Raw genomic sequence first — 24,448 nt, forward strand, 5'->3', positions numbered from 1 at the left:
AAATGGAACCAAATCCCCAAAAACAACCTTATCCACAGACTCAGCCGCACTCCCCCAACTCGAACCCGAGGGCAAAGGCAGACGTGACCTTAGGGAAGCCCGCCATCGCCCCGCCCCGCAGGGTTCGGATGCGGGAATCGCACCGCCGCACGGGCCCGCGCCGAGGCCGCCCCCGCTCGTCGCCAGTGCTGCCGTTTCCCCTGCGCGGGCGGCTCCCGGCCTAAAGACCGCCGCCCCCCGCACGTCCCAAGCCTGACAGCCTTTATTCTCTTACATGTCGGCCAGGCGGTAACCGACCCCCGGTTCGGTAAAGATGAATCGCGGGTCTGTCGCATCATCCCCAAGCTTCTGCCGAAGCTGCCGGATGTAGACGCGCAGATACTGGCTGTCATCGATATGGGCAGGCCCCCAAAGCGCGCTCAGAATCATGCCCTGCGTCACAAGGCGGCCGCGATGGCTGGCCAGCATCCACAACAGATCAAACTCGCGCCGCGTCAGGTGCAGCGGGCGCCCGGCAAGACTGGCACAATGGCGGGCGGCGTCGATCTGCAAAGGTCCGATGGTCACCACCGCCTCTGGCACGTCGGTCGCGCGGTCCCGCAGCAGGCCGCGCACACGGGCAAGGAATTCCTTGATGCCGAACGGTTTGACCACATAATCCTGCGCGCCCGCGTCCAGCGCCTCCACCTTGCCCGCCTCATCCGCCCGCACCGACAGGATCAGAACCGGAACCGCGCTCCATCCACGGATGTCTTTCAGAACCTGCACCCCATCAGCATCCGGCAGGCCCAGATCCAGAACCACCAAGGCCGGGTTTTCCCGTGCGGTGGCGCTGATGCCTTCGCGCGCCGTTGCGGCTTCGGACACGGCATAGCCTTCTGCCTCCAGCGCCACCCGCAAAAAGCGGCGGATCGGGGCTTCGTCATCGACAATCAGGATGCGGGCGGGCAGGATGCGGGCTGGGGCACTCATGGCTCGACAGGGGCAGAACAGGGCAATGACACGACAATACGGGTGCCGCTCCCATCCGGCCAGCCTGCTTCGGCGCGGATCGTGCCGCCCATCGCCTCGACAAGTCCTTTGCAGATCGCCAAGCCCAGCCCTGTGCCTGCGCGCTGCCTGTCCCCCCCGGCGACGCGAAAGAACATGTCAAACACGCGGGGCAGATCCTCACGCGGGATGCCCGGCCCTTGGTCAAGGATCGACAGGTCAATGACATCCTGCCGGGCAACCGCCGCCACCTTAATCTCGGTGTCGGCGGGCGCATATTTCCCCGCATTGTCCAGAATGTTGACCAGAACCTGTTCCAGCAACACGCCATCGGCCAAGATCGTTGGCAGATCATCCGGCACCTCCACCAAAAGACGATGCGTCCGCAGCACAGATCTCATCCGTTGCCGCGCCGAACCCACAACCTCGGCCAGATCCACCGCCTCTCTTCGGGGCCGTAGCGCGCCGTGACCGAGCCGGGTCATGTCGAGCAGGTTCTGCACATAGCGATCCAGCCGCTCGCCTTCTTCGCGGATGTTCTCGGCCAGATCGCGGCGCGCCACAGCCGGAAGGTCAGATTCGGCAAGACTCCCCGCCGCCCCAATGATCGTGACCAGCGGCGTTCTCAGGTCGTGGCTGACGGAATTCAGCAGGGCGGTGCGCAAGCGTTCGGTTTCTGTCGCAAGCTGTGTCGCGGCCAGATCTTCGGTCAGGCGCAGCCGCTCCAAGGCAAGGGCGATCTGGTCGATCAAGGCATCCAGCAGCCGCCGATCCGTGCGGGCAAGCTGACGGTCATCGGCATGGGCAATCCCCAGCACGCCCAGCTTTCGCTCCCCCGCGACCAAAGGCAGGAACAGCCAGCGCGCCATGGGAAGCGTGTGAGACCCCCGTCCGGCAGGTTCGGCTTTGTCCCAGGCAAATTGCGCGGCCGATTGGTCACGCACATCCAACTGGTCCTCGGGCGGAAACCCTCCCACCACGCTCAGCCCCCCCTCGCGCGGCATCAGCAGCACCGCTTCGCAGCGGAGTGTTGTCGCAACATGGCTGACCGAGGCCCAGATCACATCATCCGCTGTGGCCGCCGACGCCACCCGGCGGCTGAAATCATAAAGCTTGTTGGTGCGGTCGGCGATGGCGGCCTGCGCCTCCACCCGCGCGCGCAGGCGCGCCGCCAGATTGCCAGTGACCAGTGAGGCCGCCAGAAACAGGCCCAGTGTCAGGAGTTCGCCTTGCCGAGTGACATGGAAGGTGTAACGCGGATGGGTAAACAGGAAATTATAGGCCAGAAATCCCAGCACCGCCGTCGCCATGGCGGGGCCAAGGCCGCGTCGGCTGGCCACAATCACCACCGCCGTCATATAGATCACGGACAGGCTGGCGATGGGAAACAACTGCTCGGCGGCCCATGAAAAAGCCGAGGCGGCCAGAACCGCCAAAACCGCTTCGGCCCAAGCCTTCGGCTCGGCAGACCAAGGCTGCGCCTGCCAGCGGTGCGGGGACGGCTTTTCTTCAGAGGACGAGGCCACGGTAATCTCGAACGCGCCTGCCTTTTGCAAAAGGTTGGCCGCCACATCCTCGGTCGTTAGCCGTCGCCAAAGGGGCCTCGCGCGTGCCCGGCCAATCACAATGCGTCGCACGTTGCGGTCACGGGCATAGGTCAGGATCGCATCGGCCACATCATGCTCGGCTTCCAGCGTGGCGAGTTCCGCGCCCAGCCGTTCGGCCAGCCGCAAACTTCCGGCCAGACGGTCCTTGTCCGCCTCGGGCAAGGATTCCATTCGGGCAGAGGCCACGTTCACGGCAATCCACTCGGCACGGGCGCGGTCGGCGCTGCGCTTTGCCACGCGAATGGCTTCCCGCGCGGCCGGGCTTTCGTTGATGCAGACCAGAATGCGTTCCTGAGTGGGCCAAGGCCCGGCGATGGCATTGGCGGCCATGTGTTCGCGCAATTGCGCGTCAACGCGGTCTGCCGCCGCCCGCATCGCCAGTTCGCGCAAGGCGGTCAGATTGCCCTTGACGAAAAACGACGTGAGCGCGCGGGCCGCCTGATCCGCCGGGTAAATCTTGCCTTGCCTCAGCCGCGCCAGCAGCTCATCCGGGGGCAGATCGATCAACTCGATCTCATCCGCCAGTTCCAGCACGCCATCCGGAACGGTCTCGCGCACGCGGACGCCCGTGATCCGCGCGACCGTTTCGTTCAACGTTTCGATGTGCTGGATGTTCAGCGTGGTGGTGACGTCAATTCCCGCCGCCAGCACCTCTTCGACATCCTGCCAGCGTTTTTCGTGGCGGCTTCCGTCGGCATTGGTGTGGGCCAGCTCGTCGATCAGGGCAAGCTGTGGACGACGCGCCAGAAGCCCGTCCAGATCCATCTCGGTCAAGGCCCTGCCCCGGTGGATCATCGCCTTGCGGGCAAGCTGCGGCAAGCCTGCCAGCTTGGCCTGCGTCTCGGCCCGACCGTGGGTTTCGATCAAGGCGGCCACCACATCGACGCCTTCCATGCGCTTGCGATGCGCGTCATCCAGCATCGCCCATGTCTTGCCAACACCGGGGGCCGCCCCCAGAAAGATCTTGAGCCGACCCCGCCCCTCACGCGCGGCTTGGGTCAAAAGCGCATCGGGCGAAGGGCGGATGTCGGCGTCTGGGGTCATTCGGTCATCTCTCCGGTGGGCGCAGCGGGCGCCATCGGAAAGGCCGCGTCAAGGGCGATGTTGGTCAAAAGCACGTTCACCCGCGCTTCGCCATAAAGCCCGAACAAAGGCCGCTCGACAGCCGCTGCGATCACCGCCGTGATCTCCTGCGGCGCCACGGCGCGCGCCGCCGCAATGCGGGCAGTTTGGGCGCGGGCATTTTGCACGCTGATATGCGGGTCCAACCCCGAGCCAGAGGCGGTGACCGCGTCAATCGGCGCTGGACTGCCGTTTTCCGCCTCATAGGCCACGCGGCGTGCCGCCACATCGGCGATCAACGCCGCCGATGTGGGGCCAAGGTTGGAGGCGCCTGTTCCGGCAGCATTCCAGTCACTGGCCGACGGGCGAGGGTGAAGATAGGCGGCGGCCGTGAAGGGCTGCGCGATCATCGCCGCGCCAACCAGCCGACCATCGTTTTCGATCAGACTGCCATTTGCCTCCGTCGGAAACAGCGCCTGCGCCAGCCCGGTCATGGCAAAAGGATAGGCCAGCCCGGTCAGCAGCGTGAACAGCACCATCATCGACAGCGCGGGGCGAAGATAGGTCAACATCGGGTCTCTCCTTAAGCCAGATTCAGCGCGACCAGCGCCATATCGATTGCCTTGATGCCGACGAACGGCACGATCAGCCCGCCCAAGCCGTAAACCAGCAGATTGCGCCGCAGCAACGCCGCTGCCGAGGACGGGCGATAGGCCACCCCCCGCAGCGCCAACGGCACCAGCGCCACAAGGATCAGCGCGTTGAAGATCACTGCCGACAGGATGGCCGAGGTGGGCGAGGCCAACCCCATGATGTTCAGCACGCCAAGCCCCGGATAGGCCGCCACAAAGATGGCGGGCAGGATCGCGAAGTATTTCGCCACATCATTGGCGATGCTGAAGGTGGTCAGCGCGCCGCGCGAGATCAGCAGTTGTTTGCCCACCATCACCACCTCGATCAGCTTGGTCGGGTCGCTGTCCAGATCAATCAGGTTCGCCGCCTCTTTCGCCGCCGGGGTGCCCGCATTCATCGCAACACCCACATCAGCCTGCGCAAGGGCTGGCGCGTCGTTCGACCCATCCCCGCACATCGCCACCAGCCGCCCGCCCGCCTGTTCGCGGCGGATCAGGTCCAGTTTCATTTCCGGCGTGGCTTCGGCCAGAAAGTCATCCACCCCCGCCTCAGCCGCAATCGCGGCGGCGGTCAGCGGGTTATCGCCCGTGATCATCACGGTGCGGATTCCCATGGCCCGCAATTCGGCGAAACGCTCCCGCACGCCCGGTTTCACGATGTCCTTCAGATGCACCGCGCCCAAGATCTGGTCGCCTTCGGCCACCAAAAGCGGCGTGCCCCCCGACCGCGCGATGGCCTCCACCTGCGCCGCCAGCGCGCCGGGCGGGGTCTTTCCAGTCAGGCGGATCACCGCATCGGTCGCGCCTTTGCGCAACCGACGCCCCTCGGGCAGATCCAGCCCGGAAAGCCGGGTCTGCGCGGTAAAGGCCACCGCCTCCGCCCCCGCAGGCAGTGCTGGAACCGACCCCAAGGCCTCGCGCGCCTTGTCCACGATGGATTTGCCTTCCGGCGTTTCATCCGCCAGCGAGGCCAGCGCCGCCGCCTCGGCCAGACGCCGCAGATCCACCCCCGGCGCCGGGATCAGCGCATCCGCCATCCGGTTGCCAAAGGTTATGGTGCCGGTCTTGTCGAGCAAAAGTGTGTCCACATCCCCCGCAGCCTCCACCGCGCGCCCCGATTTCGCGATGACATTGGCCTTCACCAGCCTGTCCATCCCGGCAATGCCAATGGCCGACAGCAGGCCCCCGATGGTGGTCGGGATCAGCGTCACAAACAGCGCGCCCAGCACGATCACCGGGATCGTCGCCCCCGAATAGCTGGCAAAGGCGGGCAGCGTCACGACGACGAACAGGAAGATCAGCGTCAGACCGACCAGCAGGATGTTCAGCGCGATCTCGCTCGGGGTCTTCTGCCGCTCCGCCCCTTCGACCAGCGCGATCATGCGGTCCAGAAAGCTTTTTCCCGGCTCGGCAGTCACCTTGATCACCAGCCAATCCGACACCACCGTGGTGCCACCAGTGACCGAAGACCGGTCCCCCCCGGCTTCACGGATCACCGGCGCGGATTCGCCTGTGATCGCGCTTTCATTGACCGAAGCCACCCCGCGCACCGCCTCACCATCGGTGGGGATAATCTCCCCCGCCGCGACATAGACGATCTGGCCGGGTTTGAGCGCGGTCGAGACCGTCTCAACCCCCGTGCCCGGATCAGCCTCCACCCCCGGCAAAACCCGCACCCGGGTTTCGGATTTGGTGGCCCGCAGTGTGTCGGCACGCGCGCGGCCCCGGCCTTCGGCCAGCGCTTCGGCAAAATTGGCAAACAGCACGCAAAGCCAAAGCCATGCGGAAATGTGCAGCGCCGTGCCGGCGCCGCTCGCTCCGCCCAGCAGATCGCGCAGACCCAGCACCGTGGTCATCGCGGCGACAACGGCGGTGACGAACATCACCGGATTGCGCCACAGCGCCCTCGGGTCAAGCTTCACCACGCTTTGGCGGATCGCTGCCCTGTAAAGGCCACCCGGGGCCGTCAGCTTGTCAGGATGTGACATGGAAAATCCCCTCAAAAGGTCTGCCCGGCCGCCCGTGCGGTTTCTTCCGCAAGCGGCCCAAGGGCGAGGACGGGAAAAAAGGTCAGCGCGCCAAGGATCAGCACGGTGAGGATCAGCAGGGTCACGAACAGCGGCCCATGCGTCGGAAAGGTGCCGCTGGTGACGGGCGATGGCGTCTTCCGGATCATCGATCCGGCAATCGCCAGCATCGGCAGGATGATCGCATAGCGGCCCAAAAGCATGATCACGCCCAGCGCCGTGGTGTGCCACGTCAGCCCTGCCCCAAAGCCGCCAAAGGCCGAGCCATTGTTGCCGGTGGCACTCGCATAGGCATAGAGGATTTCGCTCATCCCATGCGGTCCGGCATCCTGCACGGCCTCCAGCGCAGAGGGCACCGTGGCGGCAAGCGCGCCCCCCACCAGAATACCCAAGGGCATCGACAGAAAAGCCAGCACCGCCAGCGTGACCTCGCGCCCTTCGATCTTGCGGCCAAGGTATTCGGGCGTGCGCCCCACCATCAGCCCGGCCAGAAACACCGCCAGCACCACATACAGCAGCATGCCATACAGGCCCGCGCCGACGCCGCCAAAGATCACCTCGCCGATGGCCATGTTGATCAGCATGACCAGCCCCGACAGCGGCAGGAAACTGTCATGCATCGCATTGACCGATCCGTTGGAGGCGGCGGTGGTCGACGCTGCCCACAGCGCCGACAGCATCGCGCCAAAGCGCTGCTCCTTGCCTTCCATGTTCGCGCCCTGCCCCAGCGCGGGATTGCCCGCCACTTCGGCCAAGTGAATCACCGACAGACCCGCCACGAACAAAACCGCCATCGCGGCAAAAATCGCCCAGCCTTGGCGGCGATCTCCCGCCATGCGGCCGAACAGAAAGCAAAATGCCACCGGGATCAGCAGGATCGACAGGCTTTGCGCCATATTCGACGCCAGTGTCGGGTTTTCAAACGGATGCGCCGAGTTCACCCCGAAAAAGCCGCCGCCATTGGTGCCCAACTGCTTGATGGCAATTTGCGCCGCCGCCGGGCCCCGCGCGATGATCTGCTCTTGCCCTTCCAGCCCGGTCACGGTGACGGCGCCCAGCAGCGTTTGCGGCACGCCTTGCGCCGCCAGAAACAGGCCCAGACCGACCGACAGCGGCAACAAGATCCACAGGACAGACCGCGTCAGATCCTGCCAGAAATTGCCCAGGGTGGTGCCTTTGGCCGACACAAAGCCCCGGATGACGGCAACGCCCACCGCCATCCCCGTGCCCGCGCTAACAAAGTTCTGCACCGTCAGCCCGGCCATCTGCGCAAGGTAGGACAGCTGCGCCTCACCCGAATAGGCCTGCCAATTGGTGTTGGTCACAAAACTGACGGCCGTGTTAAACGCCAGATCCGGCGCCATCGCCGCGATGCCATCCGGGTTCAGCGGCAGCGCACCTTGCAGCCTCAGGATGGCGTAAAGACTCAGAAAGCCCGCAAGGTTGAACGCCAGCACCGCCAGCCCGTAAGACAGCGCTGTCATCCCCCGGTCAGGCTGCGTGCCGGTCGCGCGGAAGACCAAACCTTCAAGGCGCTGCAAACCGGCGGGCAAAGCCCCGGCGTAAACGCGGGTCATCCAAAGCGCTAGCACCCAAGCCGCGCCCACAAGCGCGGCAAGATACAGACCATAAGCCAGAAATGTCATCTCCCGACCCTCTCAAAACCGGTCCGGGCGCAAAAGCACCATGGCCAGATAGACAAAAAGGCTGGCCGCAACACCCAGACCCAACATCAGATCGAACATCACACCCTCCCTAAAGTCGCGCCAAGGCAGGCAAGATGCCGGCAAAGGCACCAAACGCGCCGATGCCCAGCGACAGGTAAAGCAGGTCAGCCATTTCCAACTCCTTCTGAATGGAGGCCTGTTCTCCGTCATCCCGGCGTAAAGCCGCTATGGCGAAAACCGCCAAACGCGTAAGGGCCGCGTAAAGACGGCAGCCGCCCCTGCTTGGGCACAGGCCAGTGCGCTTGGGCTGTCATGAAACCTTCACTGGACAAAACCGATAAATTCCTAAAATCATGAACTATGGAACAAAGCCGCGCCATTCATGCCTTCGCCACACTCGGTCACCCCGGCCGGATGGCGGTTTTTCGTCTTCTGATGCGTTTTGCCCCGCAAGGCGTCCGCCCGACAGAGATCGCCCAAGCGCTTGGGCTCAAGCAAAACACCCTCTCGCACCATCTGGCCGATCTCACGGCCTCGGGCCTTGTTCAGGTCACGCGCCGTGGCCGTTCGCTCCTTTACGCCGTGGATCTCGACACCTCCGAGGCCTTGATCGGCTATCTCGCACTCGATGTCGGCCGCGCCCGCCCCGAGCTTCTTTCTCCCCTGCTTTCCTCGCCAAAGGATACGCTTTCCATGGACCCGACCGCACCCGATCCCGCCTTTCGCGCCTTGTTCATCTGCTCTGGCAATTCCGCCCGCTCCATCTTCGCCGAGGCGCTGCTGCGCGATCTCGGCAAAGGCAAATTCCGGGCCTTTTCCGCCGGCACCCGACCGGGCAGCGCTCTAAACCCCTTTGCCTTGGACATCCTGCACCGCAACGGCCATGACGTTGGGGGCCTGCGCGCCAAGCACATCTCCGAGTTTCAGCGCCCCGACAGCCCGGAGATGGATTTCGTCTTCACCGTGTGTGACACCGCCGCCGCCGAGGAGTGCCCACCATGGCCCGGCCAGCCGATCACCGGCCACTGGGGCTTGCCCGACCCGGTGAAAGCCAGCGGCACCGATGCCGAAAAGGCGCTCGTCTTCGCGCAGACCTACGCCGCCTTGCGCCGCCGCATCACGGCTTTTGTCGAACTGCCCTTCCCCTCACTCACCCGGATCTCCCTGCAATCCCGGGTGGACGCCATCGGCGCCGACGCACAGGAAAAGGCCTGATCCTATGACCAGCCGCATCGCCCTCAACGGCCTTGGCCGCATCGGAAAACTTGTTCTGCGCGATCTGATTGACAGCGGCGCAGAAGGCCAGATTGTCCTTCTGAACGACGCGGTCGGAGATGCCGAACAGCATGCGCTCTGGACCGAGTTTGACAGTGTCCATGGCCGCTGGCGCACCCCCGTCGCGGCGGGCGACGGCGCGCTCCTCATCAACGGCCAGACCATCCGGCTCACGCATGAAAAAAGCCTCGAGGCATTGCCCCTTGCAGAGCTTGGCGTCGATCTGGTGATCGACTGCACCGGAGTCTTCAAGACCGCCGCGAAAGTGGCCCCCTATTTCGCCGCCGGTGTGAAAAAGGTGCTGGTGTCGGCCCCGGTGAAAGACGGGGGCGCGCTGAACCTCGTCTATGGCGTGAACCATCATCTCTATGACGGCTCTCAACACCTCATCACGGCTGCCTCCTGCACCACCAACTGCCTTGCCCCGGTGGTCAAGGTGATCCACGAAAGCCTTGGCATCCGCCATGGGTCGATCACCACCCTGCACAACGTGACCAACACCCAGACCATCGCAGACCGTCCGGCCAAGGACATGCGGCGGGCGCGCTCGGCCCTGATGAACCTGATCCCCACCACCACCGGATCGGCCACCGCGATCACCTTGATCTACCCTGAACTCAAGGGCCGCCTGAACGGCCATGCGGTGCGCGTGCCGCTGCTCAACGCCTCGCTCACCGATTGCGTCTTCGAGGTCGACCGCCCCACGACCGCCGCAGAGGTGAATGCCTTGTTCAAGGCCGCCGCCGAAGGTCCGCTCAAATCCATCCTCGGCTTTGAAACCCGGCCCCTCGTTTCCTCTGACTTCACCAATGATCCCCGCTCTGCCATCATCGACGGCCCGTCCACCATGGTCATCGGCGGCACGCAGGTGAAGGTCTACGCCTGGTATGACAATGAATGGGGCTATGCCTGCCGATTGGCCGATCTCGCGCGGATGGTGGCGGCGCGCCTCTGACCATTTTCTGTCTTCAAACATCCTCGGGGGACCGGGGGGCAAAGCGCCCTCGGCCCCGCCACCAGCCGGAAAGCCCTGACCATGACCGCCGCAAAGCCGATCCAAGCCTATGCCGCCGTGACGGCCGCCTATTGGGCCTTCATGCTGTCGGACGGCGCATTGCGGATGCTGGTGCTGCTGCATTTCAACAGCCTCGGCTTCACCCCCATCCAGCTCGCATGGCTGTTCCTGCTCTATGAACTCGCGGGCATCGTCACCAACCTTGCCGCCGGATGGCTGGCCGCCCGTTTCGGGCTGGCGGCCACCCTTTACGGCGGTCTTGCCTTGCAGATCGGCGCCTTGCTGGCCTTGGCACAACTCGATCCGGCTTGGGGCGTGGGCGCCTCGGTTGCCTTTGTGATGGCGGTTCAGGGGGTGTCGGGCGTTGCCAAGGATCTTGCCAAGATGTCCTCGAAATCCGCCGTAAAGATGCTGGCGCCCAAAGAGGGCGGCGGGCTCTTCCGCTGGGTCGCCCTGCTCACCGGATCAAAGAACGCGGTCAAGGGCTTGGGCTTTTTCCTCGGTGCCGCGCTGCTGGCGGTGGCAGGCTTTCAGGCCGCCGTCTGGGGCATGGCGGCCGTCCTGGCAGTGATCCTGACGGCGGTTCTCCTCTTCCTTCCCGCCGGACTTCCCGGCCGTCTGAAATCCGAAGAGGCCTGGAGCGGCTGGCGCTCAAAAGACCCGCGCGTCAACCGCCTCTCCTTGGCCCGCCTGTTCCTGTTTGGCGCGCGCGACGTCTGGTTCGTCGTCGGCGTCCCGGTCTATTTCCAGATGGTCCTCTCCGATGGCACGGCCGAGGGTCGGCGCGAAGCTTTCTTCCTCATCGGCAGCTTCCTCGCGCTCTGGATCATGGGCTATGGCGCGGTGCAAGCCCTTGCGCCCCGCCTCTTGGGCGCAAAAGGCCAGCCCGAGCAGCATGTCATCCGCAAGGCCATTCTGTGGACAGGGCTTCTGGTGCCGATCCCCTTCCTGCTGGCCGCCGCCGCCTGGGCCGCAGGCGCGCCTGCCCCTTGGCTCACCGCCACGCTGATCGCGGGTCTGCTGCTCTTTGGCTTTGTCTTTGCTCTCAACTCTTCGGTGCATTCCTATCTGATCCTTGCCTTCGGATCAGAAGAGCGGATCACCCGCGATGTCGGATTTTACTACATGGCCAATGCGGCGGGCCGCCTGATCGGCACCTTGCTCTCGGGCATCAGCTTCCAACTCGGCGGCCTGCCGCTCTGCCTTGCCACAGCAGGGCTGATGGCCTTCGCCTCATGGCGCGCCGCAAGCCGCCTCAAAACCTGAAGGCGCCCGCGCGCCTATCCGCATTTGGAATGGCCGCAGCTCGCGCAGGTCATGCAGCCTTCGATCATCCGCAGGTCAAAGCTTCCGCAGCTGGGGCAGCTTTTGCCGCGTGGCGCGCCGATGGCCACAACCTCGGCCTGCGGGTCCGATTTCAGCCCCATGCCCTCGCCCGTGATAAACCCGATCGCGATCAGGTGGCGCTCGATCACACCGCCGATCGCCGCCAGAATCGAGGGAATGTATTTTCCCTCCAGCCAAGCCCCCCCGCGCGGGTCGAACACGGCCTTGAGTTCTTCGACCACGAAAGAAATGTCACCGCCCCGCCGAAACACCGCCGAGATCATCCGCGTCAAGGCCACGGTCCACGCAAAATGCTCCATGTTCTTGGAGTTGATGAAAACTTCAAACGGGCGGCGATGCCCCGAGACGATGATGTCATTCACGGTGATGTAAAGCGCATGTTCCGACCCCGGCCATTTCAGCTTGTAGGTCGCGCCTTCCAGTGCGGCGGGGCGGTCCAGCGGCTCGGAGAGATAGATCACGTCCCCATCCGCCTGTGCGGTCGCAGGGGACTCGGACGGTGTGGTCTCCGAGGCTTCTGACACGCTCAGCACCGATCCGGTCACCGCATTGGGGCGATAGGTCGTGCAGCCTTTGCAGCCTTGATCCCAAGCCGCCATATAGACCTCTTTGAAAGCGTCAAAGCTGATGTCTTCGGGGCAGTTGATGGTTTTGGAGATCGAGGAATCAACCCATTTCTGGGCCGCGGCCTGCATCCGCACATGGTCCAGCGGCGGCAGGGTCTGGGCATTGACGAAATGGTCGGGCAAAGGCGCGTCGCCCTTCTTCTCGCGCCACAGGCGCACCGCGTGGTCGACCACCTCTTCCTCGCTGCGCGACCCATCCTTTTGCAGAACCTTGCGCGTATAGGCATAGGCAAAGACTGGCTCGATCCCTGACGACACATTCCCCGCATAGAGGCTGATGGTTCCGGTGGGTGCGATCGATGTCAGCAGCGCATTGCGGATGCCATGGGCGCGGATCGCCGCCTTCACATCAGCGTCCATCGCGGCAAGCGATCCCGAGGCCAGAAATTTCTCGGCGTCGAACAGGGGAAAGGCGCCCTTTTCTTGGGCCAGCGCGACCGAGGCCAGATAGGCCGATCGCGCAATCGCATGCATCCAGCGTTCGGTAAGCGCGGCGGCTTCGGCGCTGCCATAGCGGGCGCCGATCATCAAAAGCGCGTCGGCCAGCCCCGTCACCCCCAAGCCGATCCGACGTTTGGCCTGTGCCTCTGCCGCCTGTTGCGGCAGGGGAAAGCGGCTGGCATCCACCACATTGTCCATCATGCGCACGGCGATGCGCACCAAGTCCTCCAGCGCCTCCGCATCAAGGGCGGCATCGGCATCAAAGGGATTGCGGATCAAGGCCGCAAGATTGATGCTGCCCAGCAGGCAGGCCCCATAGGGCGGCAAGGGCTGCTCGCCGCAGGGATTGGTCGCGGCAATCGTCTCGCAATAGGCCAGATTGTTCATCGCGTTGATGCGGTCGATGAAGATCACGCCCGGTTCGGCGAAATCATAGGTGTTGCGCATGATCCGGTTCCACAGATCACGCGCCTGCACCGTCTTGTAGACCTTGTTGTCAAAGACCAGTTCCCAAGGACCATCCGCCTTGACCGCCGCCATGAACGGATCGGTGATCAGAACCGACAGATTGAACATCCGCAGGCGCGCCGGGTCTTTCTTCGCCTCGATAAAGGCTTCGACATCCGGGTGATCGCAGCGCATGGTGGCCATCATCGCGCCCCGGCGACTGCCCGCCGACATGATCGTGCGGCACATCGCATCCCAGACATCCATAAAAGACAAAGGCCCGGACGCATCGGCCGCAACGCCCTTCACCTCGGCGCCGCGTGGCCGGATGGTGCTGAAATCATAGCCGATGCCGCCGCCTTGCTGCATCGTCAGCGCCGCTTCCTTCAAGGCGTCGAAAATGCCGCCCATGTCATCGGGCACGGTGCCCATGACAAAACAGTTGAACAGCGTCACAGACCGGCCGCTGCCCGCTCCGGCGGTGATGCGCCCCGCAGGCAGATATTTGAAATCCTCCAGTGCCGCGTAAAACTTCGGCTCCCACTGGGCCGGGTCGGCCTCCACTGCGGCCAAGGCGCGCGCGATCCGGCGCCACGTGTCTTCGACCGTGCCATCCACCGGAGTCCCGTCCTGCAATTTCAGCCGATACTTCATGTCCCAGATCTGTTCGGCAATCGGCGCGGCGAATCGGGACATGGGCACTCCTTGTGACTGTGCGTAGCAAGGCAGAGATCCCAAATTAGGCCGCCCGCCCCCAAGGGTCAACGCCTTGCCGTCGGCCTCCCGCGCCCTATGCTAGGCAGCCAAACCAAAGGAATCACCCGTGGCAGAGCATGTTCACATCCTCAAACTTTGTGTCGGCGCCGACAGCGTGGAAGACCTTCTGGACTGGCAAACCAGCCAGCGGGCGCGCTGGCCAAAAGACCGCGCGGTGCATGTCACCCGCATGTGGCCCAAACGCGCCGAAGAGGTTTTGGCCGGAGGCTCGCTCTACTGGGTGATCAAAGGCGTGATCCTCGCCCGGCAAAAGGTGATGGGGCTCGAGCAGGTCACCGGGGCCGATGGCATCTCACGCTGTGCGATCATTCTGGATGCAAAGGTCACCCGGACCCAAGCGGTGCCGCGCCGTCCCTTCCAAGGCTGGCGTTATCTCGATGCAAAGGACGCCCCGCCAGACCTGCTGCCCGGACGCGAGTCGGAAGAGGCGCTGCCACCGGGATTGGCCGAGGCCATGGCCGAGTTCGGGCTGCGATAGCAGCGGCGGCATCGCGCTGCCGCCGCTCCCTTGGTTCGGCGGACCGAACGTCTAAACTTCTTCCACCATCACCACGCCGTGCATCGCCTTGATCGCGCCCTTGATCTGCGGCGTGATCGGGAAAGGCTGCGGCAGGGTCAGGTCGATCTCCCGCCCTTGCTCGTCCGGCACGCACAGGGTGATCTGTGCGCGATGCCGTCCTTCCACCCGCGACAGCAAGGCCGCCAAGGACGGCACCGCCTCGACCCGGTTCAGGTGAATGCGCAAGTCTTGCGCGCCGGCCTGATCGGCCACCGCATCGATGGGCTGCACCGCATTGGCCAAAAGCTTCACGCCATCGCCATCGGGGTCCACCTTGACCGTCAGCACCACATTCTTGCCCGGTTCCAGAAAATCCCGCGCGGCTTCCAGAACGTCAGAAAACACCGTCACCTCATAAAGCCCGGTGGGGTCCGACAATTGCACAAAGGCAAAACGGTTTCCTTTGGCGCTCTTGCGCTCTTGCTTTGACGCCACCGAACCGGCCAGCTTGGCAATCAGCGGCCCCCGCTGCGCAAGCTGCGTGATTTCACTCAAGGTCTTCACATCCTTGCGCTTCAGGGGGCCCATGTAATCGTCCAGCGGATGGCCGGACAGGTAAAAGCCCACCGCCTGATGCTCATGCCCAAGGCGCTCCACCGGCTGCCAATCGTCCCGGAACGGCAAACGGGGCTCGGGAATATCAGCCCCGGCCTCTCCGAACAGCGACACCTGATTGCTGGATTTCGCTTCATGAATGGCCGCCGAATAGGCGACCAGCGCATCCAGCGCTTCAAAGACGCGGGCGCGGTTCGGGTCCAGCTGGTCAAAGGCCCCTGCCCGTGCCAGCATCTCCATCGGGCGCTTGCCGACGCGCTTAAGGTCAACGCGGCGGGCGAAATCAAAAAGCGTGGCAAAGGGCCGCTCTGCCGCCATCCCCGGCGCAAGCGCGCTGCCGGATGCGCCCCCGCGCGCCTCGACGATCAGCTTCATGGCCTCGACGCCCACATTCTTCAGCGCGCCCAGCGCATAGATCAACTGGCCATCCCGCACCGTAAAGGTCGCAAGGCTGCGGTTGACGCAGGGCGCCACCATCGTGATCCCCAGCTTGTCGATCTCGCGCTTGTAGACGGCCAGCTTGTCGGTCAGGTGAATATCGCAATTCATCACCCCGGCCATGAATTCCACCGGGTAGTTCGCCTTGAGATAGGCGGTCTGATAGCTGACCACGGCATAGGCCGCGGCATGCGATTTGTTGAACCCGTAATTGGCGAACTTCTCCAGCAGGTCGAACACCTCGCCCGCCTTCTTGGCGTCGATCCCGTGGGTCTTCTTGGCGCCTTCGATGAACTTTGGCCGCTCCTTCGCCATTTCCTCGGCGATCTTCTTCCCCATCGCGCGGCGCAACAAGTCGGCCCCGCCCAAGGAATAGCCGCCCATCACCTGCGCGATCTGCATCACCTGTTCCTGATAGACGATGATGCCTTGGGTTTCCTTCAGGATCGGGTCAATCGTCGGATGCAGCGATTCAATCTCGCGCAGCCCGTTCTTCACCTCGCAATAGACCGGAATGTTTTCCATTGGCCCCGGGCGATACAGCGCCACCAAGGCCACGATATCCTCGATACAGGTCGGCTTCATCCGGCGCAGCGCATCCATCATGCCGCTGGATTCCACCTGAAACACGGCCACGGTCTTGGCCGCCGCGTAAAGCTCATAGCTGGGCTTGTCGTCCAGCGGGATCAGGTTGATGTCAAACTTCACCCCGCGCAGCGCCAGCAAATCCATCGCGTTCTGGATCACCGTCAGCGTCTTCAACCCAAGGAAGTCGAACTTCACCAGCCCCGCGGCTTCCACCCATTTCATGTTGAACTGCGTGGCGGGCATGTCCGACCGCGGGTCCTGATACAGCGGCACCAGCTCATCCAGCGGGCGGTCCCCGATCACCACCCCTGCCGCATGGGTCGAGGCATTGCGATACAGCCCCTCGATTTGCTGCGCATAGTCCAAAAGCCGGCCCACAACCTCTTCCTTGGCGGCCTCGCGCAGGCGCGGCTCATCGGCCAGCGCCTTGGTGATGCTGACAGGCTTCACCCCCTCCACCGGGATCATTTTCGACAGACGATCCACCTGCCCATAAGACAGCTGCAACACCCGCCCCACGTCGCGGACAGCCGCCTTGGACAACAGCGCCCCGAAGGTGATGATCTGCCCCACCTTCTCGCGGCCATAACGCTCTTGCACATAGCGGATCACCTCTTCGCGGCGGTCCATGCAGAAGTCGATGTCGAAGTCGGGCATGCTGACCCGCTCGGGGTTCAGGAACCGCTCGAACAGCAGCGCATAACGCAACGGGTCCAGATCGGTGATGGTCAGCGCGTAGGCCACCAGACTGCCCGCCCCCGACCCCCGCCCCGGCCCGACCGGAATGTTGTGATCCTTGGCCCATTTGATGAAATCGGCCACGATCAGGAAATAGCCGGGAAACCCCATCTTCTCGATGATGCCCAGCTCAAAATCCAGCCGCGCCTGATATTCCTCGGGGGATACGGCATGCGGAATGATCGCCAAGCGCGCCTGCAAGCCTTCATTGGCCTGACGGCGCAACTCCTCCACCTCGTCATCCGCGAATTTCGGCAAAATCGGCTTGCGCTTATAGGCGGCAAAGGCGCAGCGGCGGGCAATCTCCACCGTGTTTTCCAAAGCCTCGGGCAGATCCGCGAACAGCGCGCACATCTCGGCTTCGGATTTGAAATAATGCTGCGGCGTCAGGCGGCGGCGCGGTTGGCTTTGGTCGACATAGGCGCCTTCGGCGATGCAGATCAGCGCATCATGCGCCTCATACATCTCTGCTTTCGGGAAATAGACATCATTGGTCGCCACAAGCGGCAGGTCCATCTCATAGGCCAGATCGATGTGCCCGCGTTCAGATCCCGCCTCGGCGGGGGGAAGCCGCCCGCCTTCCCCCGGATGGCGCTGCAACTCGACATACAGCCGCTGCGGGAACGCGGCCGCAAGGCGCTCCAGCAAGGCGCGGGCCTTGGGCATCTGCCCGGCCTGCAAGAACCGCCCCAATGGCCCGTCAGGCCCCCCGCTCAGGCAAATCAGCCCGGCGGCGTGTCGGTCCAGATCCTCCAGCGTCACATGCGGCAACTGCCCGTCTCCCCGCAGATACAGGCAGGAATTCAGCTTCATCAGGTTCATGTAACCCGCGTCAGACTGCGCCAGCAGCACAATCGGGGCAGGCGGGCGCGGACGCTCTCCGGCTTGGGCAGGGTCATGCGCCAGACTGACCTGACAACCCACGATCGGCTGCACCCCCGCCCCTTGCGCGGTCACCGAAAATTCCAATGCGGCGAACATGTTGTTGGTGTCCGTCACCGCGATGGCCGGCATTTCTGCGGCCACCGCCATCTTGACCAATGACTTGACCGGAACGGCCCCTTCCAGCAAGGAGTGCTCGGTGTGAACTCGAAGGTGAATGAATCGCGGTGCTTTTGACATATGCGCAGCCTAGCGAAGCATCCGGCCCGGGGAAAGGGTGCCTCATTCTTCGGCAATTCCCGATGGTGCTTCAAAAACGGGCAAGGATATTTGTCTTGCCTTGTGGCGCATCGCCTTGCTTGATGATCTGACAGGGACACACTGTGAAAAACTGGGGGTGCATGCCCGTTTTACGCCGCATCGGGCGGGTATGCAAAAGCCTCGAACGGGGAGAAGGCGGCGGACGATAAAATATGTCGCAGATTGCGTTTCACCTGAACGGAGCGCCTGTCCGCGTGTCTGACGAAGCGCCCACCCGGACGCTTCTGGACTGGTTGCGCGAAAGCCGTGGCCTCACCGGAACCAAGGAAGGATGCAACGAAGGCGATTGCGGCGCCTGCACCGTCATGGTCACCGACGAAAGCGGCAGCCGCGCCTTGAATGCCTGCATCCTGTTTCTGCCGCAACTCGACGGCAAGGCCGTGCGCACCGTCGAAGGCATCAGCGGCCCGCAAGGAGAGATGCATCCCGTTCAGCACGAGATGATCCGCCACCATGGGTCGCAATGCGGTTTCTGCACGCCGGGCTTTGTGGTCAGCATGGCCACAGCCCATCTGAACGGCGCCACCGACCATGATGACCAGCTTGCCGGAAACCTGTGCCGCTGCACCGGCTACGCGCCGATCATCCGCGCGGCGCAAGCGGCCCAAAACGCCCCGGTGCCCGGCTGGATGACAACCGATCGCGATTTGGTCAGCCCGGCGCAACCCGCCGCACAGCCGTCTGCCCCTTCCGCTGCGGGTTCCGGCTTCCGCCCGCGCAGCAGTGACGAACTGGCGGCATGGTATGAGGCCAACCCCGATGCCACGCTGATTGCCGGGGCCACCGATGTGGGCCTCTGGGTCACCAAGCAATTGCGCGACCTCACCCCTGTCGCCTTCCTCAACGGCGTCACCGATCTGCAACAGATCGAAGAGACAGGCGAGTCGCTGCGCATCGGCGCGGGCGTCACCATTGCGGCGCTGCGCGCGGCGCTTGCCCCCCGCTTCCCCTCCTTGGGAGAACTGCTGCGCCGCTATTCCAGCGAACAGGTCCGCAACGCGGCCACCATCGGCGGCAATATCGCCAACGGATCGCCCATCGGTGATGGCCCGCCCGCGCTGATCGCGCTCGGCGCCACCCTGCACCTGCGCAAGGGCAACACCCACCGCCAGATGCCGCTGGAGGACTTCTTCCTCGATTACCGCAAGCAAGACCGTCAGCCCGGCGAATTCGTGGCCTTTGTCACCATCCCGGCACAGGCGCCCGCGCTGCGCTGCTACAAACTCTCGAAACGCTTCGATCAAGACATCTCCGCCGTCTGCGGCTGCTTCAACCTGACGCTGCAAGACGGACGGATCGAGAGCGCCCGCATCGCCTTTGGCGGGATGGCGGGCACCCCGAAACGCGCGCGCGCGGTCGAGGCGGCCCTCTTGGGCAAACCGATGACGCCGGAAACGGCGGAGGAGGCCGCGGCGCAAATGGCGCGGGATTTCACCCCGCTGTCTGACATGCGCGCAAGCGCGGCCTATCGGCTGACCACCGCGCAAAACATGCTGCGCCGCTATGTGCATGATCTGAACGGCGATCCCGTCTCGGTGCTGGAGGTGCGCGCATGAGCATGGGCAAATCCCTCCCGCATGATGCCGCCCCCCTGCATGTGACAGGCCAAGCGCGCTATGTCGACGATATCCCGCTTCCCGGCAATGCGCTGCATCTGGCCTTTGGCCTGTCCACCATCGCCCATGGCCGGGTGACCGCGCTCGATCTCACCGCCGTCCGGGCCGCGCCCGGTGTGGTGGCCGTCTACGGCCCCGAGGATTTCGACGAAGTGCCCGATTGCAGCCCTTCGGCGCATGACGAGCCGATGATCTCGACCGGAGAGGTGTTCTATCTCGGCATGCCGCTGTTTCTGGTGGCCGCCGAAAGCCATCTGGCCGCGCGCAAGGCCGCGCGTCTTGCCAAGGTCACTTATGACGCCCGCCCGGCGCTGCTGACGGTCGACGACGCCCTCGCCGCCAACAGCCGGTTCGAAGACGGCCCGGTGATCTGGACCAAAGGCGATGCCGCGCGCAAGATCGACGCGGCCCCGCATCAGATCGAAGGGCGCTTCGAGGTGGGTGGGCAAGAACATTTCTACCTCGAAGGTCAGGTCGCCGCCTGCCTGCCGCTGGAAGGCGGCGATCTTTTGGTCCACGCCTCGACGCAACACCCCTCCGAGATCCAGCACAAGGTCGCCCATGCCCTGCATCTGCCGATGAGCGCGGTGCGGGTCGAGGTGCGGCGCATGGGCGGCGGCTTTGGCGGCAAGGAAAGCCAAGGCAACGCGCTGGCCATCGCCTGCGCCGTTGTCGCCAGCCGCACCGGGCGCCCGGCCAAAATGCGCTATGACCGCGACGATGATATGATGATCACCGGCAAGCGGCATGACCTGCGCATCCTCTATCGCGCGGGCTTTGATGATCAGGGCCGCGTCACGGGCGTGACCTTCACCCATCTGTTCCGCTGTGGCTGGGCGCAGGACCTGTCCTTGCCGGTGGCCGATCGCGCCATGCTGCACACGGACAACTGCTATCACCTGCCCGACATTCGCATCGAAAGCCACCGCCTCAAGACCCACACCCAAAGCGCCACCGCCTTCCGTGGCTTTGGCGGGCCGCAGGGCATGGTCGGGATCGAGCGGGTGATGGATCACGTCGCCCATGCACTGGGCCGCGATCCGCTGGAGGTGCGGCGGGCAAACTTCTACGCGGCGGCGGCACAGACGCCCGCCTCTGCGGCTCCGGCACCGCAACCCCCCGATCATCCCCCCGCCGATGACAGCGTGGATCTGACCTCGCGCGGGGCGCTTGCCACCAGCGCCGACAGCACCTCCGCCGCGCAGGCGCGGCCGAACCTGCCTGCACAGGGCGAAAGCCCGGGCACGCAGTCCACGCCCTTCTTCATGCCGGTCGAGGATTTCATCGGCCACGAACTGGTGGCCCGTCTGGTCGAAACCTCAGATTACGCCGCGCGGCGCAAGGCCATTGCCCAATGGAACGCGGACAGCCGCATTCTGAAACGTGGGATCGCGCTCACCCCGGTGAAGTTCGGCATCTCCTTCACGCTGACCCACCTCAATCAGGCCGGGGCCTTGGTCCATGTCTATCAGGACGGGTCCATCCACCTCAACCACGGTGGCACCGAAATGGGACAGGGCCTGTTTCAGAAAGTGGCGCAGGTGGCGGCAAGCGTCTTTGGCGTCGATCCAGACCGGGTCAAGATCACCGCCACCGACACGGCGAAAGTGCCCAACACCAGCGCCACGGCGGCAAGCTCCGGCTCTGACCTGAACGGCATGGCCACCCAAGCCGCCTGCCGCACCATCCGCGACCGCATGGCCGCCTTCCTTGCCGAAAAGCATCAGGCCAAGGCCGAGTCCGTCCGCTTCGCCGATGGCATGGTGCATGTCGCGGGCGAGTCCTATGATTTCGCGCGGGTCGTGATGTGGGCCTATCAGGCCCGCGTCAGCCTCTCCTCCACCGGTTTTTACGCCACGCCCAAGCTGCAATGGGACCGCAAGGCCGGCAAGGGCCGTCCCTTCCTCTATTTCGCCTATGGCGCTGCGGTGACAGAGGTGGTGATCGACACCCTGACGGGCGAAAACCGCATTCTGCGCGCCGACCTCTTGCACGACACCGGCAGCAGCCTGAACACCGCCTTGGACATCGGGCAGGTGGAAGGCGCCTATGTGCAAGGCGCGGGCTGGCTGACCACCGAAGAACTCGTCTGGGACGGCAAGGGCAGGCTGACCACCCATGCCCCAAGCACCTACAAGATCCCAGCCTGTTCCGACCGCCCGGATGTGATGAATGTCGCGCTCTGGGACAAACCCAACCGGGAAGACACCGTCGGTCGCTCCAAGGCCGTGGGCGAGCCGCCCTTCATGCTTGGCATCTCGGCGCTTTACGCGCTGTCCGATGCGGTGGCGGCCTGCGGCCCGGGGTATCCGGCCCTCGACGCGCCCGCCACGGCGGAACGCGTGCTGGCGGCGGTGCGGCGGGTGCGCGGCGATGTTTGATCTCGACACGCTGGCCGCAACCGTTGCCGCCCATGGCCCGGTCGCGCGGGTGGTGATCGCCGGACATGACGGCTCCTCCCCGCGCGAACCCGGCGCCTCCCTCTTGGTCTGGCACGACGGGCAATCCGGCACCATTGGCGGGGGCGCGCTGGAATGGGAAGCCACCTTGCGCGCGCGCGCCATGCTGGCATCCGGGGGCCGCGCCGTGCAGCGGGTGCCCTTGGGCCCGGCGCTGGGGCAATGCTGCGGCGGGGCCGTCACCCTTGTGACCGAAGTCTACGATGCCACCTGCCTGCCGGTGGCAGAGGCGGGGGTGGTGGCACGCAGTCTGGACGGGCGCGACCGACCGCTCGCGGTCCAGCGCCTGATCGACCGGGCGCGCGGACAAGGCATCCTCCCCGCGACGCAACTGGTGCAAGGCTGGTTTCTCGAACCCCTCACCCCTCCCTGCCGCGATCTCTGGATCTGGGGGGCCGGGCATGTCGGGCGCGCTCTGGTCGCCGTTCTGGCCCCGCTGCCCGGTCTGCGCCTGACATGGATCGACGTGGCGCCAGATCGCTTCCCTTCCCCCCTCCCCGCTGGCGTGACCGTCCTGCCCTGCGCCGATGCCGCACGTCTGGTGTCCCACGCGCCTCCGGGGGCAGAGCATCTGGTCCTGACCTACAGCCATGCGCTCGATCTGGATCTGTGCCACCGCCTCTTGCAGCACGGCTTCGCCCGTGCCGGGGTCATCGGCTCCGCCACCAAATGGGCGCGCTTCCGCGCGCGGTTGACCGCCCTCGGCCATGCCGCCCCCGCCATCGCCCGCATCGAGTGCCCGATCGGTGACCCGCGCTTGGGCAAACATCCGCAGGCCATTGCCATCGGCGTGGCGCAGGCCGTGCTGTCCCGCAAAGCCCTTCCCTCGTTCAAGGAGACCGCCCTATGACACGGCCCGAACTGCTGCGCGTCGAAGGCGTGACCAAGGCCTATCCCGGCGTGGTTGCCAATTCCGATGTATCCTTTGCGATTTCCGAAGGCGAGATCCACGCCCTTCTGGGCGAAAACGGGGCCGGAAAATCCACGCTGGTGAAAATGATCTACGGGCTGGTCAAGCCCGATCAAGGGCGCATGACCCTGCGCGGCGCCGCATTCTCCCCCAGCGAACCGCGCGCGGCCCGCGCCAGCGGTGTGGCCATGGTCTTCCAGCATTTCAGCCTGTTCGAGGCCCTGAATGTGGCCGAGAACGTGGCTCTGGGCATGGAAAATCCGCCCCCGATGAAAGAACTCGCCGCGCGGATTCGCTCTGTCAGCGAAGAATACGGCCTCCCGCTCGATCCGGCGCGCATGGTGGGGGACCTCTCGGCCGGAGAGCGTCAGCGGGTCGAAATCGTGCGCTGTCTGCTGCAAGACCCCAAACTCTTGATCATGGACGAACCCACCAGCGTGCTGACACCGCAAGAGGTGGAGATTCTGTTCAAGACCCTGCGCCAGCTGTCTGCCGAAGGCACCGCGATCCTCTATATCAGCCACAAGCTCGAAGAGATCCGCGCGCTGTGCGACGAGGCAACGATCCTGCGGCGCGGCAAAGTGGTCGCCACCTGCACACCGCGCGACAGGTCTGCGCGCGAAATGGCTGAATTGATGATCGGCGCCACCCTCACGCCTCCCGCGCGGGCGGGCACCACCAAGGGGGCGGTTGCGCTGGAAGTGGCCGATCTCTCGGTCGCCTCGCCCATTCCGTTCGGCACCGCGCTCAAGAATGTCTCCTTCACCGTGGCCAAGGGCGAAGTGCTGGGCATTGCCGGCGTTGCGGGCAACGGGCAAGACGAATTGCTGCTCGCCCTCTCGGGCGAGCTGCGCGCGAACCGCGATTCCGTGCGGATCAACGGTCAGGGCGCAGGCCACACCGGCCCCAATGAACGGCGCAGCGCGGGTCTGGTGGCCGCCCCCGAAGAACGGCTGGGCCATGCCGCCGCCCCGGACATGAGCCTCGTGGAAAACGCCCTGCTCTCCGGCGCCTTGCGCAAGGGGCTGGTGCAACGCGGCTTCATCGACTGGCAGGCGACAGAACGCTTTGCCGCGGGCATCGTGTCCGATTTCGACGTCCGCACCCCGGGCACCCATGTCGCCGCACGCGCGCTTTCGGGCGGCAACCTGCAGAAATTCGTCGTCGGGCGCGAATTGAGCCAGACCCCTGAAATCATCGTCATCAACCAGCCCACATGGGGCGTCGACGCCGCCGCTGCGGCCAGCATCCGCCAAGCCATTCTGGACCGGGCAGCACAAGGCGCAGCCGTTGTGGTCATCAGCCAAGACCTCGATGAACTTCTTGAAATCGCCGACAATTTCGCCGCCCTCAACGAAGGAAGGCTCACGCCGCCGCGCCCGGTGGCTGGCCTTACGATTGACGAAATCGGCCTGATGATGGGCGGCGCGCACGGGATGGAGGTGGCGCATCATGGCCATTGACGCACA

The 24,448-nt window shown here is 64.6% G+C and carries 16 protein-coding genes; 8 read left to right on the forward strand and 8 right to left on the reverse strand.

Annotation, left to right across the window (positions count from 1 at the left end):
- Positions 1-270: 270 nt before the first annotated feature.
- Genes CUR21_RS06030 through CUR21_RS06055 form a run of 6 tightly spaced genes read right to left on the reverse strand, consistent with a single transcriptional unit; the run spans position 271 to position 8,063 of the window.
- Positions 271-972: a response regulator gene (locus CUR21_RS06030; protein ID WP_100196125.1), complete on the reverse strand. Its 702-nt coding sequence runs from the start codon at positions 970-972 to the stop codon at positions 271-273.
- Positions 969-3,641, reverse strand: coding sequence for a sensor histidine kinase KdpD (locus CUR21_RS06035; protein ID WP_100196126.1), 2,673 nt, complete (start codon positions 3,639-3,641; stop codon positions 969-971). The genes CUR21_RS06030 and CUR21_RS06035 overlap by 4 nt, the downstream gene beginning before the upstream one ends.
- Positions 3,638-4,231 carry a potassium-transporting ATPase subunit KdpC gene (gene kdpC / locus CUR21_RS06040; protein ID WP_100196127.1) on the reverse strand — a complete coding sequence of 198 codons (594 nt, stop codon included), beginning with the start codon at positions 4,229-4,231 and terminating at the stop codon, positions 3,638-3,640. The genes CUR21_RS06035 and kdpC overlap by 4 nt, the downstream gene beginning before the upstream one ends.
- A gap of 11 nt (positions 4,232-4,242) precedes the next feature.
- Complete coding sequence (kdpB, locus tag CUR21_RS06045) at positions 4,243-6,279, reverse strand: potassium-transporting ATPase subunit KdpB (protein ID WP_100196128.1); 2,037 nt, start codon at positions 6,277-6,279, stop codon at positions 4,243-4,245.
- An 11-nt stretch (positions 6,280-6,290) separates the two neighbouring features.
- The gene (gene kdpA / locus CUR21_RS06050) at positions 6,291-7,964 is read right to left on the reverse strand and encodes a potassium-transporting ATPase subunit KdpA (protein ID WP_100196129.1); all 1,674 of its coding nucleotides are present in this window, start codon (positions 7,962-7,964) and stop codon (positions 6,291-6,293) included.
- Between the two features lie 12 nt (positions 7,965-7,976).
- The gene (locus CUR21_RS06055; protein WP_100196130.1) at positions 7,977-8,063 is read right to left on the reverse strand and encodes a potassium-transporting ATPase subunit F; all 87 of its coding nucleotides are present in this window, start codon (positions 8,061-8,063) and stop codon (positions 7,977-7,979) included.
- 282 nt (positions 8,064-8,345) lie between these two features.
- On the opposite strand from CUR21_RS06055, the gene CUR21_RS06060 reads away from it, so the two are divergent.
- The 3 genes from CUR21_RS06060 (at position 8,346) to arsJ (ending at position 11,541) form a co-directional block, all read left to right on the forward strand.
- The gene (locus CUR21_RS06060; protein ID WP_100196131.1) at positions 8,346-9,200 is read left to right on the forward strand and encodes a helix-turn-helix domain-containing protein; all 855 of its coding nucleotides are present in this window, start codon (positions 8,346-8,348) and stop codon (positions 9,198-9,200) included.
- A 4-nt stretch (positions 9,201-9,204) separates the two neighbouring features.
- Positions 9,205-10,215: an ArsJ-associated glyceraldehyde-3-phosphate dehydrogenase gene (locus CUR21_RS06065; RefSeq protein WP_100196132.1), complete on the forward strand. Its 1,011-nt coding sequence runs from the start codon at positions 9,205-9,207 to the stop codon at positions 10,213-10,215.
- A gap of 81 nt (positions 10,216-10,296) precedes the next feature.
- Positions 10,297-11,541, forward strand: a complete 1,245-nt coding sequence (arsJ, locus tag CUR21_RS06070; RefSeq protein ID WP_198431635.1) for an organoarsenical effux MFS transporter ArsJ — start codon at positions 10,297-10,299, stop codon at positions 11,539-11,541.
- Between the two features lie 14 nt (positions 11,542-11,555).
- On the opposite strand, the gene CUR21_RS06075 is transcribed toward arsJ, so the two are convergent.
- Complete coding sequence (locus tag CUR21_RS06075) at positions 11,556-13,832, reverse strand: adenosylcobalamin-dependent ribonucleoside-diphosphate reductase (RefSeq protein WP_100196134.1); 2,277 nt, start codon at positions 13,830-13,832, stop codon at positions 11,556-11,558.
- 127 nt (positions 13,833-13,959) lie between these two features.
- Between CUR21_RS06075 and CUR21_RS06080 the strand changes: the two genes are divergently transcribed.
- Positions 13,960-14,391 carry a DUF1489 family protein gene (locus tag CUR21_RS06080; RefSeq protein WP_100196135.1) on the forward strand — a complete coding sequence of 144 codons (432 nt, stop codon included), beginning with the start codon at positions 13,960-13,962 and terminating at the stop codon, positions 14,389-14,391.
- A gap of 51 nt (positions 14,392-14,442) precedes the next feature.
- Here the strand turns inward: CUR21_RS06080 and dnaE are convergent, their stop codons facing one another.
- On the reverse strand, positions 14,443-17,913 hold the full coding sequence (gene dnaE, locus CUR21_RS06085; protein ID WP_100196136.1) for a DNA polymerase III subunit alpha: 3,471 nt from the start codon (positions 17,911-17,913) through the stop codon (positions 14,443-14,445).
- Between the two features lie 233 nt (positions 17,914-18,146).
- Between dnaE and xdhA the strand changes: the two genes are divergently transcribed.
- From xdhA to CUR21_RS06105, 4 genes are read left to right on the forward strand one after another with little or no spacing between them, the layout of a single operon-like run.
- Positions 18,147-19,550, forward strand: coding sequence for a xanthine dehydrogenase small subunit (xdhA, locus tag CUR21_RS06090; protein WP_100196137.1), 1,404 nt, complete (start codon positions 18,147-18,149; stop codon positions 19,548-19,550).
- A complete protein-coding gene (gene xdhB / locus CUR21_RS06095) occupies positions 19,547-21,991 on the forward strand; it encodes a xanthine dehydrogenase molybdopterin binding subunit (RefSeq protein ID WP_100196138.1) in 2,445 nt (814 codons plus the stop codon). Before xdhA ends, xdhB begins: the two co-directional genes overlap by 4 nt.
- Entirely contained in the window at positions 21,984-22,919 is a 936-nt protein-coding gene (gene xdhC / locus CUR21_RS06100) for a xanthine dehydrogenase accessory protein XdhC (RefSeq protein ID WP_100196139.1), read from the forward strand. The genes xdhB and xdhC overlap by 8 nt, the downstream gene beginning before the upstream one ends.
- Positions 22,916-24,442, forward strand: a complete 1,527-nt coding sequence (locus tag CUR21_RS06105) for an ABC transporter ATP-binding protein (RefSeq protein ID WP_100196140.1) — start codon at positions 22,916-22,918, stop codon at positions 24,440-24,442. The genes xdhC and CUR21_RS06105 overlap by 4 nt, the downstream gene beginning before the upstream one ends.
- Positions 24,443-24,448 lie beyond the last annotated feature (6 nt).

Source organism: Pseudorhodobacter sp. MZDSW-24AT (assembly GCF_002794355.1).
Lineage (GTDB): Bacteria > Pseudomonadota > Alphaproteobacteria > Rhodobacterales > Rhodobacteraceae > Pseudotabrizicola.

Coding starts and splice junctions, on each gene's coding strand:
- CUR21_RS06055 (WP_100196130.1), bottom strand. CDS start 8,063: ATGTTCGATCTGATGTTGGGTCTGGGTGTTGCGGCCAGCCTTTTTGTC.
- CUR21_RS06105 (WP_100196140.1), top strand. CDS start 22,916: ATGACACGGCCCGAACTGCTGCGCGTCGAAGGCGTGACCAAGGCCTAT.
- arsJ (WP_198431635.1), top strand. CDS start 10,297: ATGACCGCCGCAAAGCCGATCCAAGCCTATGCCGCCGTGACGGCCGCC.
- CUR21_RS06030 (WP_100196125.1), bottom strand. CDS start 972: ATGAGTGCCCCAGCCCGCATCCTGCCCGCCCGCATCCTGATTGTCGAT.
- kdpC (WP_100196127.1), bottom strand. CDS start 4,231: ATGTTGACCTATCTTCGCCCCGCGCTGTCGATGATGGTGCTGTTCACG.
- kdpA (WP_100196129.1), bottom strand. CDS start 7,964: ATGACATTTCTGGCTTATGGTCTGTATCTTGCCGCGCTTGTGGGCGCG.
- CUR21_RS06065 (WP_100196132.1), top strand. CDS start 9,205: ATGACCAGCCGCATCGCCCTCAACGGCCTTGGCCGCATCGGAAAACTT.
- dnaE (WP_100196136.1), bottom strand. CDS start 17,913: ATGTCAAAAGCACCGCGATTCATTCACCTTCGAGTTCACACCGAGCAC.
- xdhB (WP_100196138.1), top strand. CDS start 19,547: ATGAGCATGGGCAAATCCCTCCCGCATGATGCCGCCCCCCTGCATGTG.
- kdpB (WP_100196128.1), bottom strand. CDS start 6,279: ATGTCACATCCTGACAAGCTGACGGCCCCGGGTGGCCTTTACAGGGCA.
- CUR21_RS06075 (WP_100196134.1), bottom strand. CDS start 13,832: ATGTCCCGATTCGCCGCGCCGATTGCCGAACAGATCTGGGACATGAAG.
- xdhA (WP_100196137.1), top strand. CDS start 18,147: ATGTCGCAGATTGCGTTTCACCTGAACGGAGCGCCTGTCCGCGTGTCT.
- CUR21_RS06035 (WP_100196126.1), bottom strand. CDS start 3,641: ATGACCCCAGACGCCGACATCCGCCCTTCGCCCGATGCGCTTTTGACC.
- CUR21_RS06060 (WP_100196131.1), top strand. CDS start 8,346: ATGGAACAAAGCCGCGCCATTCATGCCTTCGCCACACTCGGTCACCCC.
- xdhC (WP_100196139.1), top strand. CDS start 21,984: ATGTTTGATCTCGACACGCTGGCCGCAACCGTTGCCGCCCATGGCCCG.